General features: G+C 43.5%; 16 protein-coding genes and 1 other annotated feature. Of the genes, 3 read left to right on the forward strand and 13 right to left on the reverse strand.

The genetic code is table 11. The annotated features are described in order from the left end of the window. Positions 1-3 precede the first annotated feature (3 nt). From rpsA to G9U52_RS02770, 8 genes are all read right to left on the reverse strand, one after another. On the reverse strand, positions 4-1,350 hold the full coding sequence (gene rpsA, locus G9U52_RS02735; protein ID WP_166145764.1) for a 30S ribosomal protein S1: 1,347 nt from the start codon (positions 1,348-1,350) through the stop codon (positions 4-6). Positions 1,351-1,476: 126 nt separating this feature from the next. Further along, positions 1,477-2,061 carry a lysophospholipid acyltransferase family protein gene (locus tag G9U52_RS02740; RefSeq protein ID WP_166145767.1) on the reverse strand — a complete coding sequence of 195 codons (585 nt, stop codon included), beginning with the start codon at positions 2,059-2,061 and terminating at the stop codon, positions 1,477-1,479. 1 nt (position 2,062) lies between these two features. Further along, complete coding sequence (gene cmk, locus G9U52_RS02745) at positions 2,063-2,740, reverse strand: (d)CMP kinase (RefSeq protein ID WP_166145770.1); 678 nt, start codon at positions 2,738-2,740, stop codon at positions 2,063-2,065. Between the two features lie 198 nt (positions 2,741-2,938). Then, entirely contained in the window at positions 2,939-3,592 is a 654-nt protein-coding gene (locus tag G9U52_RS02750; protein ID WP_207952752.1) for a flagellar brake protein, read from the reverse strand. 123 nt (positions 3,593-3,715) lie between these two features. Beyond that, positions 3,716-5,074: a germination protein YpeB gene (ypeB, locus tag G9U52_RS02755; protein ID WP_166145776.1), complete on the reverse strand. Its 1,359-nt coding sequence runs from the start codon at positions 5,072-5,074 to the stop codon at positions 3,716-3,718. Positions 5,075-5,425: 351 nt separating this feature from the next. Next, on the reverse strand, positions 5,426-6,118 hold the full coding sequence (prsW, locus tag G9U52_RS02760) for a glutamic-type intramembrane protease PrsW (protein ID WP_166145779.1): 693 nt from the start codon (positions 6,116-6,118) through the stop codon (positions 5,426-5,428). A 153-nt stretch (positions 6,119-6,271) separates the two neighbouring features. After that, complete coding sequence (locus tag G9U52_RS02765) at positions 6,272-6,874, reverse strand: genetic competence negative regulator (RefSeq protein WP_166145782.1); 603 nt, start codon at positions 6,872-6,874, stop codon at positions 6,272-6,274. A 199-nt stretch (positions 6,875-7,073) separates the two neighbouring features. Then, positions 7,074-7,379, reverse strand: a complete 306-nt coding sequence (locus G9U52_RS02770; protein ID WP_166145785.1) for a hypothetical protein — start codon at positions 7,377-7,379, stop codon at positions 7,074-7,076. 122 nt (positions 7,380-7,501) lie between these two features. On the opposite strand from G9U52_RS02770, the gene G9U52_RS02775 reads away from it, so the two are divergent. Next, positions 7,502-8,482, forward strand: a complete 981-nt coding sequence (locus tag G9U52_RS02775; protein WP_166145788.1) for a polysaccharide deacetylase family protein — start codon at positions 7,502-7,504, stop codon at positions 8,480-8,482. A gap of 51 nt (positions 8,483-8,533) precedes the next feature. On the opposite strand, the gene G9U52_RS02780 is transcribed toward G9U52_RS02775, so the two are convergent. Together G9U52_RS02780 and G9U52_RS02785 are read right to left on the reverse strand one after the other, a co-directional pair. Then, positions 8,534-8,755, reverse strand: coding sequence for a hypothetical protein (locus G9U52_RS02780; protein ID WP_166145791.1), 222 nt, complete (start codon positions 8,753-8,755; stop codon positions 8,534-8,536). Continuing rightward, a complete protein-coding gene (locus G9U52_RS02785; RefSeq protein ID WP_166146668.1) occupies positions 8,755-9,348 on the reverse strand; it encodes a CPBP family intramembrane glutamic endopeptidase in 594 nt (197 codons plus the stop codon). Before G9U52_RS02785 ends, G9U52_RS02780 begins: the two co-directional genes overlap by 1 nt. Positions 9,349-9,412: 64 nt before the next feature. Here G9U52_RS02785 and G9U52_RS02790 point away from each other — a divergent pair, with 64 nt between their 5' ends. After that, complete coding sequence (locus tag G9U52_RS02790; RefSeq protein WP_166145794.1) at positions 9,413-10,330, forward strand: hypothetical protein; 918 nt, start codon at positions 9,413-9,415, stop codon at positions 10,328-10,330. Between the two features lie 103 nt (positions 10,331-10,433). Continuing rightward, positions 10,434-10,692: a binding site (T-box leader), on the forward strand. Between the two features lie 66 nt (positions 10,693-10,758). After that, positions 10,759-12,345: a phosphoglycerate dehydrogenase gene (gene serA / locus G9U52_RS02795; protein WP_166145798.1), complete on the forward strand. Its 1,587-nt coding sequence runs from the start codon at positions 10,759-10,761 to the stop codon at positions 12,343-12,345. An 87-nt stretch (positions 12,346-12,432) separates the two neighbouring features. On the opposite strand, the gene G9U52_RS02800 is transcribed toward serA, so the two are convergent. From G9U52_RS02800 to ccsA, 3 genes are read right to left on the reverse strand one after another with little or no spacing between them, the layout of a single operon-like run. Continuing rightward, positions 12,433-14,301: an ATP-binding protein gene (locus tag G9U52_RS02800; protein ID WP_166146670.1), complete on the reverse strand. Its 1,869-nt coding sequence runs from the start codon at positions 14,299-14,301 to the stop codon at positions 12,433-12,435. Positions 14,302-14,311: 10 nt separating this feature from the next. Beyond that, positions 14,312-15,028: a response regulator transcription factor gene (locus G9U52_RS02805; RefSeq protein ID WP_166145801.1), complete on the reverse strand. Its 717-nt coding sequence runs from the start codon at positions 15,026-15,028 to the stop codon at positions 14,312-14,314. A 42-nt stretch (positions 15,029-15,070) separates the two neighbouring features. Further along, positions 15,071-16,261, reverse strand: coding sequence for a cytochrome c biogenesis protein CcsA (gene ccsA, locus G9U52_RS02810; RefSeq protein ID WP_166146672.1), 1,191 nt, complete (start codon positions 16,259-16,261; stop codon positions 15,071-15,073). Positions 16,262-16,276: the final 15 nt, after the last annotated feature.

A 16,276-nucleotide genomic window follows, 5' to 3' on the forward strand; every position in this document is an offset into this window, starting at 1 on the left:
GTATTATTTAAATTTGCTAAGTTTTTCGCCTAGTAGCTCACCAAGCGTCGATTTTAAAGCACCATTTTGATATTCTTCAGCGATAACTGTTCTATCTTTAGATCTGTTAGGACGGTCACCTCTGTCGCCTCTATCATTTCTTTCACCTCTAGGGGAAGGAGATGATGCTGACGAAGAAGAAGATGATGATGCAGGCGCTTCTTCTGTTTCTTTAATGCTCAAGCTGATACGCTTGTCATCCAAGTTTAAATCTAAGATCTTAACTTGAATTTCTTGACCTTCTTGCAATACTTCAGAAGGAGTAGCCACATGGCGATGAGCGATTTGTGAGATATGAACCAAGCCTTCAACGCCTGGCGCAACTTCAACGAATGCTCCAAACTGAGCCAAGCGTTTTACAGTACCGGTAATAATATCACCAATATTGAAATTGCTAGTAACTTGCTGCCATGGTCCTGGCTGGGTAGCTTTGATACTAAGGCTAATACGTTCATTAGCAGGATCTAGCTTAAGGATTTGCACATTAACCAAATCGCCCTCTTTAACAACTTCGGATGGCGTTTCTACATGATGCCAAGCCATTTCTGAAATATGCACAAGACCATCAATACCACCGATATCAACAAATGCACCAAATTGCGTCAAACGTTGAACCGTACCTGATAGCTCTTGACCAATGGTAAGCCCGGAAATAATTTCTTTCTTTTTCACTTCAAACTCTTCATCCAAAACATCTTTTTGCGATAGAATAACTTTGTTTTTCTCACGGTCCATTTCTTTGACACGCAATTTCAAAGTACGTCCTTTGTAGTCGCTGAAATCCTCAACAAAATTGCGTTCAACCATAGAAGCTGGAACGAATCCTCTTAAGCCAACATCCACTACAAGACCGCCCTTAACAACTTCAGCGACCTTAGCTTCAAGGATCGTTTTATTCTCCATATCGGATTGAAGCTGCTCCCAGGCCTTTTCGTTATCGACAACACGTTTGGAAAGAACTAGCTTTTCCTTATTGTCATCAATAGTTAAAACCTTAAGTGTAACCTCTTGGCCGATCTCAACACTTTCACCAGCAGTTCCCAATTGAACGGAAGAAAGCTCGCGAAGCTGGATGACACCGTCATACTTATAGCCAACGTCAACGAAAGCTTGATCATCGTCAACTTTAATAACTTTGCCAGTAACTGTATCACCCTTTTTAAGAACCGATACATTAGCCATGGATTCTTCTTGGGAAATTTCTTCTTGTACTTCTTCCTGTGGCTGTACTTCACTCACAGCTTCGGTTTGATCATTTTCAACGGGTGCGTTTTGCTCCACGTTAGCTACATCTTTAGTTTCTTCGGACATGATTCAATTCCTCCTAGTTAGCAACTTCAACCAAAACATATCTTAGTTACAATTGCCGCTTTCTAATATAATTTACCAACGCAAAAATTACGCGGTTAATTGTTTTTCTAAGTATTCCACCATTTATCATTTTGATTCGTAGCTTATGACCATTTCACGGATTGTCTCCATGATTCGGGCTGTAGCTTGTTCAATACCTGCGCTGCCTGCATCAGCAAACTCACTAATATCGATCGGTTTACCATAAATAAGGGTCATTTTTCGAAATAGCTTATAACCACCTATTATAGCAGAAGGAATAACGGTCGCACCCGATTTCAATGCTAAACTCGCCGCACCCTTTTTCCCGATTCCACCTGCATTGCTGCGTGAACCCTCAGGAAAAATACCAAGAATCCGATTTTCTTCTAACAGCTGGAGCGATAACCGGATGGATTCCTTGCTTACTCCACCACGTTTTACTGGAAATGCACTAATTCTTGGCAATATCCAACCCAATACTGGTATATCGAACAGCTCTGCTTTCGCCATGTAATGAACACGACGTCCTACCAACGCACAACCCAATAAAGGCGGGTCAAAATTGCTTGTATGGTTGGCGCAAAGAATGACAGGCTTACCTTCAGGAATATGCTCCTTCCCGATTACCTTCAATCGAAAAAACAATCGAAACATAAAATGGAATAAAGCACGAAACGTATGATAAAGCATACTACTTACCTCCACCGACTTCGGTTCTGCAAAGCTCTAATATACGCTCTACAACTAGAGGAATAGTTAAATGAGTAGTATCGAGCCGCACAGCATCTGCTGCTTGGATTAATGGTGCCGTTTCTCTTTGTTCGTCCATTCGGTCACGAGTCGTAATTTCCTGCTCCAGTTGCTCCACTGTTACACCTGGACGACCCTCAGTTTCCTTAAATCTTCTTTCTGCTCTTACTCTGGCACTTGCTGTGAGAAAAATTTTAACTTCTGCGTGAGGCAGAACATGGCTGCCGATATCTCTTCCATCCATAACTACACCTTTATTAACAGCAAGTAGTTTCTGCTTGTCTGTCAATACATGACGAACCTCCGGGATTCGGGCAAGCTGAGAAACATGACTATTAACAAGAGCACTACGAATTTCTGCAGTGACATCTTTGCCGTTTACCAATACTTGCTGCCCATCGGATCCCAGTACTAGACGGATATCCAAATCACGCACCAGGGCTATAACCTCTGATTCTTGTTCAGGTGAAATACCTGCTTGAAGCATACACCAGGTTGCCGCTCTGTACATGGCTCCAGTGTCAACATAAACAAAGCCTAATGTATTAGCAACTAGCCGGGCAATTGTGCTTTTCCCTGCTCCTGCTGGACCATCTATTGCAATATTAAATTTCTCCAAAACAAGGGCCTCCCGTAAAAAAAGAAATAAACTTTGAACTCTTAACAAACAGGCCCCGCCTGTAATCAATGAAAATTATACCATAGGTGAAAGCGGGATTGCAAAGTTGCCTTACGTCGAATTATCAAACAAGCTAACATGGATGCGAATCATCCCTTTATAATTGCCCTGAAATATACCAAAAATTACTAAAAAAAGTTATTTTTTGCGGAAATCAAGCTGACGCTCAAAACAATATTTGATAATTTTTTGGCGATCCCGATCTGAGATTTCCGCAAACCGCATCATCACCTGCTGTCTGCCGGTTTCGAGCATCTTAATACGAACCATTTCACCTTGAAACGGAATATGTTCAATTTGTCCATTCTTGTAGTTGGCCAATAACCAGCAGCTAACAATTTGCTGTGAAGATAGTGGAATATAGCCATCACATAAAAAGGAAATACCACCACCGCCCACATCATCGGTTATTGCAATAAACTTCAGCTGCTCGGAATATTTGACAGCCATTTCCAATTCGGCTGGAACCCGCAAAAAACTGCGTCTTTGCACTTTAGTGATCGATTCCAAATTCGGTTTCCGGATCAAAACCAGCCGAATGACATCGTCCGTAAAGCCCTGAATCGAGGTTGTAAAATAGTTTTTCACACCACCATCCGTTATAAAAAAAGCGGAAATTTCGTCGCCAATATATAGCTTCTTCAAACGTCCAGTCTTTTCATTAATGGGGATTTCCATAAAGATCATGTTGTCGTTCATATCGGCGATTCGGGATTTATATTCTTGCCTTGCTTCTTCTTCGTCGATTGAGTTAACTTGTATATGTAAAATTTGATTCACCTTTGGAAGCAAATTTTGCACCCCCCTGCATGTTGTCATAAATCCGATTGTCCAAGCTCGTCCTTTATTATAGCACTGAGTCCACAGATGGGAAACAAAAAAGAAGAGCCCCACGTTAGGCTCTCCTAAACTTTCCTATATTTCACTCAGTGCCGCTTCTTCTTTGCGCAAATAATCGACTTTTTCCTCTACGCCCGTTTCTGCATTAATATAAATGCGATATATACCTCCATTGATTCGGCCGATGAATTGATAACAAAGCACCTCTTCCTGCAGATCGTTGAGTATTAAAGCCATTGCCTCATGATCGACCTGGAGATCCGAATTCAAGACCTTGCGTGCTTCAGCTGAATTTAGTTTTGGCGGCGGAATTTGACGTTCCTTATGCCCAAATACGTAGTCTGTTGCTTGTAAACCTATAGCTTCCCCATCATCCAGGGCTATCTTTACAGCCAATTTATCGATGTAATTAATCGTATCATTCTGGCGGCTGGCAAAAGTGACATTCGCAATATTATTATACTCATCATAAGATACGGAGGTCATATCCGGATAGCCGTGCATATCCAAAAATTCCGCTGCAGCATCCCTTGCCTGCCTAATATCGAGCTTTTTCTCTGTTACATCCCTTGAGGCTGAATACCATAAAAGCTGCGCACCTTTCCGGGTGTAGTCCATCTGTATACCTTCTACCGAATTTTCTTTTGGGATGGTAACACTAATAGATTGATATTCGGTGCCGGCCCCATTCTCAACTGCTTGAATCGTAGACGGATCACTGATATTTAAAAACTGGGCAGCCTTTTGCTTCACTTCATCTACGGTCGCTTCACTGCCTGGAAGCATATTCACATCATTCTTTTGAAAGGTGCTCATCACCGATGGGCTCCACTTCACGTCCTTATAATCCGCCACTTGTTTATCCACTGTTTGGAAGCCATCTATAATCGCATTATCGAGCGGCTCCTTTTGGGTAGCGAGCGCGGTCTCGACATCCATCCACCGCAGATTATTTGCCAGAACCTTCGTCTGCATCTCCCGAAGTGCAGTAGATATTTCGTCTGAGTGCTGATAGAGGGCATTCATGGTTTGGATCTCACCATCGTTCAATGGCTGCTTACCAAGATCCCGCACTGCTGCGCGATAAGAGAAATTCGCCATGTTAGCCAAAAATTCTTCCGTTTTATTGAAAGGAAGCAGGGCCAGTGGGAGTTGGTTAATCTCGCTTTGCGCTTCACTTGTGATCCGCCAAACATTAACTAAGCCTTTTTTGTAAGAGTCTTGGGATGCCGTATTCAATGCCAACGTATTTCCAAGTTCTGTATGGAGCTTATCCACATGAAACGACAAATCATGAAAAGCCCGCTGGTACTGGTTTTCTGCTTTAATCAGAATTGCGTTTTTTTCCTGATGTTCCAAGTACCCCCATACCCCGGCACCAATAAGAAATATCAGTAAAATAGGAAACATCACGATACTTAATCGGCTATACATAGCTGCAAATCTCCCTTCATCACCCAATCTTGCCTTTATCTTTCGTCGAAGGAAGGGGTCTTATTCATGGATCACAAAAAAAAGAACCCTATTAGGGCTCCTTAAAAGCATTTGGTTTCTATAATAAAATCCTTTTCATTACTGCAAACACATTGTTTAAAGCCCGTATCTATTCTGCCCTTATCTTGTCTGCCCTTCAAAACAAATCGATCCCCACAGCGCTTACACCGTATTGTCACTTTAATCCGCTCATTGGCAGCCATATTTAACCTCCAGCTTGTCAATTCCAACCTAAAGAACCAACGAATAATAATTTCAATATTCGATTATTCCTAAGTATGCACAAGCCAGTTACATTTCAACCTGTTCATCACGCCTTAAAACGCGCAATGGCGATTTAGCATTGGCACGGTTCACATTCCACAAGCTGCGACCCCAGAGAAAAGCCATTAATGGAAGCATGATCCAAATCCAATAGGTTTTTGCGGAAAGCAGTACATAATCAAACACCCCATGCCAAAATATGGGCAATATTAACGAATATATTAATTGCCGGTTACGCTGCTTCGGATTAAATTTGGCTTTGCCTAAATGATAGCCCATCATCACACCAAACATTGCATGTCCTGATACCGGCAAGAAGGCTCTTAACAGCAGTGTAGAAATGGAGGCCGAATTGAGAAAGGCATAGAAGACATTCTCCAAGGTGGCAAAACCAAGGGAAACGGCTACCGAATATACAATTCCATCATAAGGCTCATCAAATTTCCCATGCCGAAACACAAGGAAATAAATAAGGAACCATTTCAAAAATTCCTCGACGCCTGATGAAATCAGAAAAGAAAATACAAACGGATCATCTCCAAATCCGTGCACAAACGCCCGCTGCAACACCATCACGGGGAATACAAGCAAAATGCCGAATAAAAACATCTTGCCTACTAAATGTATAGGTTCGGTTTCATAACGATCCTTCAAATAAAAATAAGCTAACAAAGCGACACCCGGCGCAATGGCTGCCAATAGGACTGAAATGACGCTCAAAGTGTCACCTCCAAAAGTTTAGTGTATATTTCGCATACAAAGATCATTATAGACATATTCCAAGCTTTTTTCCATGCTTTCAAAAATAAAAGAGCATCCCACAAAAACAATAATGTTTTTGGGAATGCTTTTCTATTGGGCAAATATTTGGATCTATTTAAAATGCGTGCATAGCACATTGATGGCGTCCGCAGCTATTACCGTTTTGCCATAAACCTCAAGAACGGCTCTAGTTACGGAAGCGGCATCTCCATACTCGGACAAGACGGCAATGATGGATTGATAGCTACTTTCCTCCATATTTACAGCATCAAGCTGCAAAAACCATTTGTTCTTATAAGAAAATAAAATGCCTCCATCGGTTAGCAACGGCTTAATCACTTTCGCCATGCGAAGCAAATCTTCAAAATCGTGAAACACGTAGGAGATTTGATCTGTTTGCTCCATGGTAACCTCAAGCTCGTACATTTCTTCCACTTCTTCCTCGTAGGAGTCGGAAGTATGATGAAACTCCATCTTGCCGCGGGTTACAATAACTACCATTCCTTGTGCAGGAAGTGCCAGTACTTCTACAGCTAAGGGCCCTGTAGGGTCAAAACCCAATTCGGCATACGCTTGGTCCATCATGTCACTGAACAGCTCGTGGACTCTGGGAATCTCTCTCCACATGTCGTCTTTTTGAATACCTCGCTCCGTCAAGTCATCGAAAGTGAGAAAAATCCGTATTTTGTCCTGACTCAAACGCTCCATTTTCATTCAGGATTCCTCCCTTGCCGCCACTTTTAATAACAGCTTATGAAGTAAGCTTAAAAAGGTGAATAAGCTTCAAGCTTGTATTCAATTATATGAGTATTATAGCACAACATAACAATAAATCTATTATGCTTTAAAAAAAAGAAAGGCAAGAATAGGAAATACCTATTCTTGCCTTATATTACACCGAAAACAAGCCATATTATTGGGGAGGATGCATTTCTTTATATCGATTGTCTGCATTTTCTGCTAAAATCTCTTCGAACGTGGCTTTCAGCTGAGGCTCTTTATTGATAATAGCCTTTACCTCCCCAAAACCAGCCTTCGGGGAGTGGCTTTCTTTATCGAAAGCACCTGTCATTTTTTCTTTCGCCTTAGACATGTTGTTGCCCATTGATGCATTATTGCCGCTAAATGCTGATAAAAGCATCGCCTTATTTTTGGTGTTTAAATAAATAACCGCTGCTGCTCCAACCATACCGCCCAATAAAAAAGATCCCATTTTCATAGCTATCCCTCCATTTGTTTTGGTTCAGAGCTTATTTTTCTCTATGTACATCGGTTCCATGCATGATAAAATTAGGAAACATCTAACTTCTAGATAACCCACAATGAATAGGAGAACTATTAATGAATAAAAAATTGCTTATAGGGCTTGCCGCTGTGCTTATTACAACTTCAGCTGCATGCCAAAATAATAGCCAGCCCTCCGCTGCACCTGCTGGCAACGGGGCTTCAGCCACAGGCCAAGCCCAGACGGTACCTCCTGCAGCCAAGCCTACGGAGAAAAGCGAGGCTTCTGTGGCTCCAGTCGGGGCTGGAACGCCTGCACAGCCTAGCAAGCCTTCAGACGTGGCGCCTGGAAGCGCACAACAGCCTGCAGTTCCACCTTCGGCATCCACATCCACAGCTGCCCCCATTACTCCACAAGCAACACAGCAGCCCGCTCCTGCACCCCAAGCCGCTGCCAAGCTTTATAAAATGAATCCAAAAACCTACGACATTGTGCCGATCGACCCAGCTTCCGCTGATAAAAACGTCGTACTGTTGACCTTTGACGACGGTCCAAAGGATAAAGATATGCTGGAAGCGTTGCTAGGCACTTTAGACAAGCATAAAGCAAAAGCGATATTTTTCGTAAACGGTTATCGGGTGCAGCAGAAGCCAGAGCTGATTAAATTGATCACGGACCACGGCCAAACTATAGGCAATCATTCTTGGGACCATATCGATTTAAAGAAGGAAAGCAAGGAGAAAATCGATCAACAAATCGGAGATGTGCAAAAGCTGGTAAAGGAATTAACAGGCAGTGCCCCCCAATTTTTCCGTCCGCCCTTTGGATCAGGTGGTGATCTGGTCAGAGAAAAAGCGAAGCAGGAGAACATGCTATTTATGACATGGTCTAATGGCTCCTTGGATTGGGATATGACCGTTAAGAAAAATGATCCCGCCAAGGTAGTCAGCAACGTTCTGGAGCAATTAAGGCCAGGCAGCAATATTCTGATGCATGAGCTGCCATGGACCGTTGAAGCCATGGACAACCTGCTAACCCAATTAGAAGCGAAGTCATATAAATTTGTAGACCCTGCATCCATTGACACTACTTTGTAATCGAAACTCCCTTTAACAGAAATACCATTATAAAAGCAAAAAGGGGAGCTATTAAGCTTCCCCTTGCATTCGTTGCCAGCCCCAGAATATAAAACCAGCTACTAGCAGTATGAATATCCATAATATGGATAAATAAAAGATGCGGAGCACCTTTTCACTTTCAGTGGGGTGCACTACGTTTCGCGGAGGCAAAAAAGTTTCGTCTTCTTCAGTTGCTGTTTTAGGTGCAGAATCAAGGGACGGCCGCTTTTGATAGTTGTTTGTAGAACGCATTAACTCTCTCTCCTATAACGAATAATACAACCCATGATAAAATCGATCAGAAAATGTGCAGCAATCGGCGTCCACAAAGAGCCTGTTTGGATATATATCCAGCCTAGACCGTAGCTAATGCCAAATACGAGTCCCGTCATCAGCCAATGCTGCAAATAACGTATGTGGATGGCGGCGAATAAGATACTGGTCCAGTAAGGTCCCCATGAGGCTTGAATAGCCCCGCGGAATAACCATTCCTCGCAAAAAGCGACAACGAATGACAGCACTATAATATGCCATAGAGGTCGATTTTTGAAAATAAGCTCATTGATACCGCCATCATCTGTTACCTCCGGTGGCACCCAATTGGAGATCCAAATATCGATTAACAATACAGCAACTGCAAAGGCAACACCCCAAATTAATATGTAAATACCTTGCTCGATTGAAAACATGTGTCGAAATGATGGCTTTTGAAAAAACAAAATTACACTACCAGCCAAAATAACTAACAATTGAGTTATATACACGTTAAGAATTACCGTTCGTTCGTCGATAGTAGTAATATCAAGCTTTTGAAATTTTAGCCGCTTAAAATTAAATTTTTTCATCATTGATTCCCTTTTTGGTTATTTTCACCTATACTATCATTAAAAAAAATGAGGTGCTCAAGTCTTGAACAAACGGCTTTCACGCTATGATTACTTATTTGCCATTACTTTTATTTTTATGCTTGTTGTAGCACTTGGCACTTTTTTCTATGGTTTTCGAATGGGGCAAGAGCGTGCAACAGCCAAGTATGAGGATGTTTTATTCAAAAAGACAGAAGCCGAAAACGGATATTCTGCTTATCATCAACAGTATCTGGTTTCCTACTATCATACCATTTATCAGCCATACAGGGAATTTCATAAAAAATGGTTTGAAAAAATGAATGAACTAGAAGTGAACCGCTCGGCGGATGCTTCGGCTATTTTAAAGGATTTAGCACAGCTTTCCAAAGACAAGTATACGGAATTAAGCACGAAATCGATGCCGGATTCCTCACCTCTCTTACAAGACGGGCTGCAAAATTATCTCAAAAGCTTGAAGCTTTTTGGCGAAGCTTTAGGAACGATTCAAGGAAAGGCAAATTCCCTTCCCAGCTATGACCTCGTCGCAGAAATGGATAAGGATGCTTATTTAGCGGAAGCCAAGAAGTTTTCCCTCACTGCGCAAAAAAACTATTACGATTCGATCATCAAATGGAATTTGGCAGACAACCCTCAGCTCAAACAAGTTGATGTTAGCAAACCCTTGACGACCCAGGAATGGAGCACACTAAGCTTAAGTATGAAAAACGATTATATAGCTAATTCTACATTAGCAGGCGTTATATTCAAGCTCTACACACCGCAGGATTTTGCAAGCCGGATCGATGATATGATCACTACAGGACAAGCACAGAAATTAAGTCTAAGCAATGTACAGCAGGTGATGGATTTATTAATGGCCACCGATGCGGTGCGCTCTGGAGATTTTATCCGCAACAAAAGCCGGCTTTACCCTGATGAAATTTTGCCGCAGCTTCCCTTCTTTTTTATGCAAAACTAAAAAAAGATTTGATAATCCTAGCTTTTGAACAAGCTGTGACAACGCTATTCCTACTATTGACATCGCCTTTGGGGTCATGTTACGCTAATGGAAATTCATTTGTTACAAAACGTTGACGGAGACCTTGTAATTTCCATAATGCACAGAGAGCCGATGAACTGGTGGAAATCGGACATGATGGTTTACTAAAGAGCACTCCAGAGTTGCTGTGTTGAAGACACACGAATCCCGTGATTCGCGATCCCTAGATGCAGCCGGTTAGAAACCGTTAACTTTCTGAGTCCTTGAGGCTCATGAGGTTGTCTCTATCAAAGAGGCAACGAATTAGGGTGGTACCACGAAAGTAACTCTTCGTCCCTTGTATACGGAAACGTATGGGGAAGTAAGAGTTTTTTAGTTTGTCTAGAAAAAATCGGAGGTTAGGACACATGTACAAAGTACTAGTTATGGATGGAATCAGTGATTTGGGTATTCAATTGCTAAATGATGCACCCGATGTAACGGTTGATAAAAAAACCGGTTTATCGGAGAGCGAATTAATCGCGATTATCGCGGATTATGACGCTTTGATGGTACGTAGCCAAACCAAGGTAACCCCAAGCATTATGGGCGCTGCCGAGAAATTAAAGGTTGTGGGACGGGCTGGCGTTGGCGTTGATAACATCGATCTTGAAGCGGCAACAAGCCGTGGTATTGTCGTTATTAATGCTCCAGATGGAAATACGATTGCTACCTGCGAGCTTACATTTGCTATGATGATGTCGGTAGCCCGTTCTATTCCACAGGCTTACAAAAAGACGGTCAGCGGCGAATGGGACCGTAAAACCTTCGTGGGCGTTGAGCTTCGTAACAAAACGCTCGGCATCCTTGGCATGGGCCGAATCGGCAGCGAAGTCGCCAAGCGTGCTAAAGTGTTTGGCATGAATGTAATTGGCTACGACCCTTTCTTGACGGAAGAGCGCGCTAATCAAATGGGTGTCAAGCTGGGAAGTGTCGATGATATCGCAGCACAAGCTGATTTCATCACAGTGCATACACCACTTACACCGGAAACACGCCATATTATTGCTCGTCCCCAATTCCAATTGATGAAAAAAGGCGTGCGCATCATTAACTGTGCCCGCGGCGGTATTATTGATGAGGCCGCATTAGTGGAAGCTATTGATGCAGGTATCGTTGCCGGTGCTGCATTTGACGTTTATGAGCAAGAGCCACCACAAGCCGACCACCCTTTCTTAAACAATCCCAAAATTATTGTTACGCCTCACTTGGGCGCATCCACTGTAGAAGCCCAAGAGAACGTAGCTATCGACGTATCGGAAGAGGTTCTGCATATTTTACGTGATGAGCCTTTCAAAAATGCGGTTAATATGTCTCCGGTTCCACCAGCTGTGTTAAGCAAGCTTCAACCGTATTTTAACTTGGGAGACAAGTTGGGCCAATTTATTGGACAAACCACCCAAGGGGCGATTAAAGAAATAATCGTCAATTATTCCGGTGACCTTGCCGATGTCGACACCGCTCCTTTAACCCGTTACATTGTTCGTGGCATTCTGGGCAACCAATTGGAGAGCGTTAATATTGTGAACGCGATGCATCTCGCCAAAGCCCGTGAGGTCAATATTGTGATTCAACAGTCGGTAGCCACTCAAACCTTTACCAATTTGGTGTCGGTGACCACAAAGGCTAAAAACGAAGAACATGTTGTTGCTGGAACCTTGCTTGCTGGATACGGCGAACGTATCGTGCAAATCGACCAATATCCTGTTGACATTGCTCCTAGCGGCAACCTTCTACTGATCTCCCACAATGATAAACCTGGGATTATCGGTAAAGTAGGAACATTGCTAGGTGCAAATGATGTTAACATTGCTACGATGCAGGTTGGCCGTAAAGTAATTGGCGGATCCGCTATCATGATATTATCGACAGATAAACCAACACCAAAGAATGTTCTTGAGCAATTAAGGCTTCTTCCTGAGCTCACTGGCGTTAACGAGCTTGCACTTAATTAAAAGCTATTGTTTCACGACCAACAAGAAAATATCTCTTTATTCAACATAAAAAGCGGACCTCCGATCTTTAAATCGGAGGTCCGCTTTTTATATGATTGTTGTATGAACCGGAAGCAAGACGGAAAATGTCGTCCCTTGGCCCACTGTGCTTTTGACCGTAACCGTGCCTTGGTGGGCTTCTACCAAATTACGAACAATCGATAACCCTAATCCTGTCCCACCTGAAACGCCTCGTGTACGTGCCTTGTCGGCTTTGTAGAAGCGTTCGAAAACATAAGGCAAGTCACCTGCTGGTATGCCCATGCCTTGATCCGTTATTTCAATCAAGATAGCAGCCTCCCCCTTGTACAATTGCCGCTCTGCAAGCATCGTGATTGCTGCTTGGGCTGATGTATGGCGAATCGCGTTATCCAGTAAATTCGTCATCACCTGCTCCAGCCGGTCCTCATCAGCATGCTCCAGCAGCAACTCTTCCTCTGGCAGCTCACAGCTGATCAGAATCTCTTGTTCTTTGGCCAAGGCGGTGAACTTGCGATGCATTCGCTTCATAAAACTACGTACGTCGACTTGCCGGAAATGCAGCTCGATATGACCTGTCTCCATCCGTGCCAAATCTAACAGATCACGAACTAATCTTCCCATACGCAACGATTCTTCATGAATAACCTGAGCCAGTTCCTGCCGTTCTTCGGCAGAACCTGCAATATCGTCAAGTAACGCTTCACTATAGCCCTGAAGCATCGACAGCGGAGTTCTCAGCTCGTGCGAAACATTAGCAACAAAATCCTTGCGAAACTTATCGAGCCTGAATTCCTCGGTTACATCCCGCAAAACCGCCACAACGCCCCGAACAGCCGCGTGGGCATACAATGGCGTCATCACTACTGACCAAACTTCATTATGCACGTGCAGCTTGGAGGAAATCTCTTTGGCTCCTGTTATGACCTCTTCTAGCAGCATCCTCATGGGTCCAGGAATCATTTTATTGGGATCGCCTGTTACGGCTACCGCATATTTGTCCTGAGTTTCTTCCTCATTCCAATGGATTTGGTTCCAATCATGAACGATTTTATCACCTTGGGGATTGGCCAGAATGACATATCCATCCGAATTGAAGGTGATAACAGCATCCGTCATACTGCGCAATACACTTGATAAATGCTCTTTCTCATGGCTTAACGCCTTAATAGTATCCGATAATTCCTCGCCCATCCGGTTAAAGGTTTTGCCCAGCTCACCGATTTCATCCGTAGAAGTGATAGGCACTCTTGTGGCATATTCGCCTAAAGAAATCAGATCGGCTGCTTTTTTCAGCTGCAGGATCGGCTGTGTAATTTTGGTCAATAGAAAAAATGCAAAAAAGGTCGTCATCAGAAAACCGATCAAGGATACATAAGCAAAGAGCTGCATCACATAGGTCTGGGTAGCTTCAACCGATTGCGCCGATTGAAAAATAATCGCGGCGCCAATGATGCCCTGCTGGTTCACATCCTTTAGCGGTACGGCAACAGCCGAATACGGACTATTCACCAGTTGCTTGCCTGAGGCGATGCTGGGCATCCGATTATCAATCGTCTCCCCGGCGAACACTCTTTTCATCATTGGTTCCGAAAAAAAATCGCTATACTGTGCATTAGGCGGAGGAGTGCTAACATTACCGTCAGGAAGCAGGATCGGATTAAATGCGGTATCCACGCTAAAAATGTACGCATCCTGGGCACTTAGCACATCACTAACCAAATCTATATAACGGTTACGTGTATCCCCCATATGCTGGGAAATACCTGTTGCCACTTTTAAACCGAGCTTTCGTAAATTTTCGGTTTGATCCTGTGATTTAGGAAAGGACGTTTCGATATATTGGCTAAGAAATAACCCAAGAACGAGCAATACAACAGCAACTAATCCGATGATAGTCAGCCAGAGCTTGCCAACGACGCTTTTTAGACTGAATATACTGAACACGTTACTTAGGCACCTCTAGCTTGTATCCGACGCCCCATACTGTCGTAATCATCGAAGCGGCCTCAGGCGACACTTTATTCAGCTTCTCACGAAGCCTTTTAACATGTGTATCTACAGTCCGTAAATCACCAAAAAATTCATAGTTCCATACATCCTTCAACAGCTCCTCACGGGAAAATACTTTATCCGGAGACACCGCTAAATAATGCAAAAGCTCATATTCTTTGGGGGTTAAAGCCACTTCCTGTCCACCTGCACTTACACGATGTGCATCATGCTCAATAATCAGGTTGGGGAATACTATATTATTGCTGGAATTAACCTCCTTGGACAAATAAGCGGTTACTGAAGATCTTCTGAGGATCGCTTTCACCCTGTAAATGACCTCACGCGGGCTAAAGGGCTTCACTACATAATCATCGGCCCCCATTTCAAAGCCTTGGACACGATTCGTTTCTTCCCCTTTAGCCGTGAGCATAATGACCGGTGTGGATTTCACCTGGCGCAGCCTGGCACAGACTTCGTTGCCATCTATGCCGGGAAGCATCACATCGAGCAGAATGAGGTCATAGTCGGTCTCAAGTGCTTTCTTCAAGGCCGTCTCGCCATCCTCGGCTTCATCAATAATGAAATTTTCTTTTTCCAAATACATCCTTAGCAAGCGACGTATCCGCTCCTCGTCGTCTACGACCAAAATTGTCATTTGTAGTTCAGACATCGGCATTTCCACCCTTTCTTATTTAAGTTCCTAGTTACGAATTTAAGTTCCTGAGTACGAATGTAAGCCGGCAATAACTAAATTAACGCCGATTAGCGTAAACATCACAACCATAAAGCCGATAACCGCCAGCCATGCAGACCTTTTCCCCTGCCAGCCTTTGGAAAATCGAAGATGCAAATACGCCGCGTAGTATAAGAAGGTAATGAGCGCCCATACTTCTTTGGGATCCCAGCCCCAGAAGCGGCCCCATGCCTCGGCTGCCCATATCATCGCAAAGACCAAAGCGCCCAGCGTAAAGATTGGATAACCGATTGCAATGGCACGGTAGCTGATTTCATCGATATCCTCAAGGTCAATGCCTTTAAGCAATGGGCTTATCGCAGCGCCTAATGGCTTGCGGGCAATGAGACGGAGCAGCCCATACAGGATAATGCCGCCGAATATCGACCATACCACCGTATTTAGCTTGCGCCCTGCATTGGAGCCATGCATCCAGGATGGAGCTTCAAAGGGAGCTTCCGTCATCCCCAGAAACGGCTGCATTTCGACCTGTTCACTTTCAAATGGCTTGAAAATTGGCGGTAGCACGTAATCCACGGTTTGTTTTACGGTTTGCTCAATACCATCCTTGCTAGTATACAAGACATCGTTTGTATATTTTGCATGATAGCCGGCAGCATTAAAACCGAATATGGAAACCACAAAAGCAACGATCATAACCAGCGAAAATAAAGTAAGCTCAACCCCACGTTGTTCCTTACGGTCGCCAGGTGTTTGTCCTGAAAAGTTAACACTGCGCAGCAGATACATTAAGCCGGCAGCAAAGCCTACTGCAAAAAAAGCTTCTCCGGTAGCAGCAGTCGTTACGTGAATTTTCAGCCAATAGCTTTGTAAGGCTGGAATTAGCGGCTGAATATCCTTCGGAAATACCGAGGCATACCCGATTATAATAATCCCAATGGGTAAGGCAAATATGCCCAGCACCGTTGCCCGATAAATGTAATACACAATAATAAACGCGAATATGATCATCATGCCAAGAAAGGTCATAAACTCGTACATATTACTTGTTGGAATATGGCCGGCTTCCGCCCATCGGGTGAAGAAAAATGCTAAATGGCCTGCGAGCCCTACCATCGTAGCCACGATGGCGCCATTGCCCCATTTGCGAGTATAGGCTATAGGATCCTCTTTGGCCCATTTTTTTCCGAGTATCGCAGTAACAAACATAAGAAATGCTAGGTT

It is taken from the genome of Paenibacillus agricola (genome assembly GCF_011440305.1).
Lineage (GTDB): Bacteria > Bacillota > Bacilli > Paenibacillales > NBRC-103111 > Paenibacillus_S > Paenibacillus_S agricola.

Bases quoted from the DNA above. Each gene is read 5' to 3' on its own strand.
- rpsA (WP_166145764.1), bottom strand. From the start codon at position 1,350: ATGTCCGAAGAAACTAAAGATGTAGCTAACGTGGAGCAAAACGCACCC.
- G9U52_RS02740 (WP_166145767.1), bottom strand. From the start codon at position 2,061: ATGCTTTATCATACGTTTCGTGCTTTATTCCATTTTATGTTTCGATTG.
- ypeB (WP_166145776.1), bottom strand. From the start codon at position 5,074: ATGTATAGCCGATTAAGTATCGTGATGTTTCCTATTTTACTGATATTT.
- G9U52_RS02765 (WP_166145782.1), bottom strand. From the start codon at position 6,874: ATGAAAATGGAGCGTTTGAGTCAGGACAAAATACGGATTTTTCTCACT.
- G9U52_RS02770 (WP_166145785.1), bottom strand. From the start codon at position 7,379: ATGAAAATGGGATCTTTTTTATTGGGCGGTATGGTTGGAGCAGCAGCG.
- G9U52_RS02775 (WP_166145788.1), top strand. From the start codon at position 7,502: ATGAATAAAAAATTGCTTATAGGGCTTGCCGCTGTGCTTATTACAACT.
- G9U52_RS02780 (WP_166145791.1), bottom strand. From the start codon at position 8,755: ATGCGTTCTACAAACAACTATCAAAAGCGGCCGTCCCTTGATTCTGCA.
- G9U52_RS02785 (WP_166146668.1), bottom strand. From the start codon at position 9,348: ATGAAAAAATTTAATTTTAAGCGGCTAAAATTTCAAAAGCTTGATATT.
- serA (WP_166145798.1), top strand. From the start codon at position 10,759: ATGTACAAAGTACTAGTTATGGATGGAATCAGTGATTTGGGTATTCAA.
- G9U52_RS02805 (WP_166145801.1), bottom strand. From the start codon at position 15,028: ATGTCTGAACTACAAATGACAATTTTGGTCGTAGACGACGAGGAGCGG.
- ccsA (WP_166146672.1), bottom strand. From the start codon at position 16,261: ATGTTTGTTACTGCGATACTCGGAAAAAAATGGGCCAAAGAGGATCCT.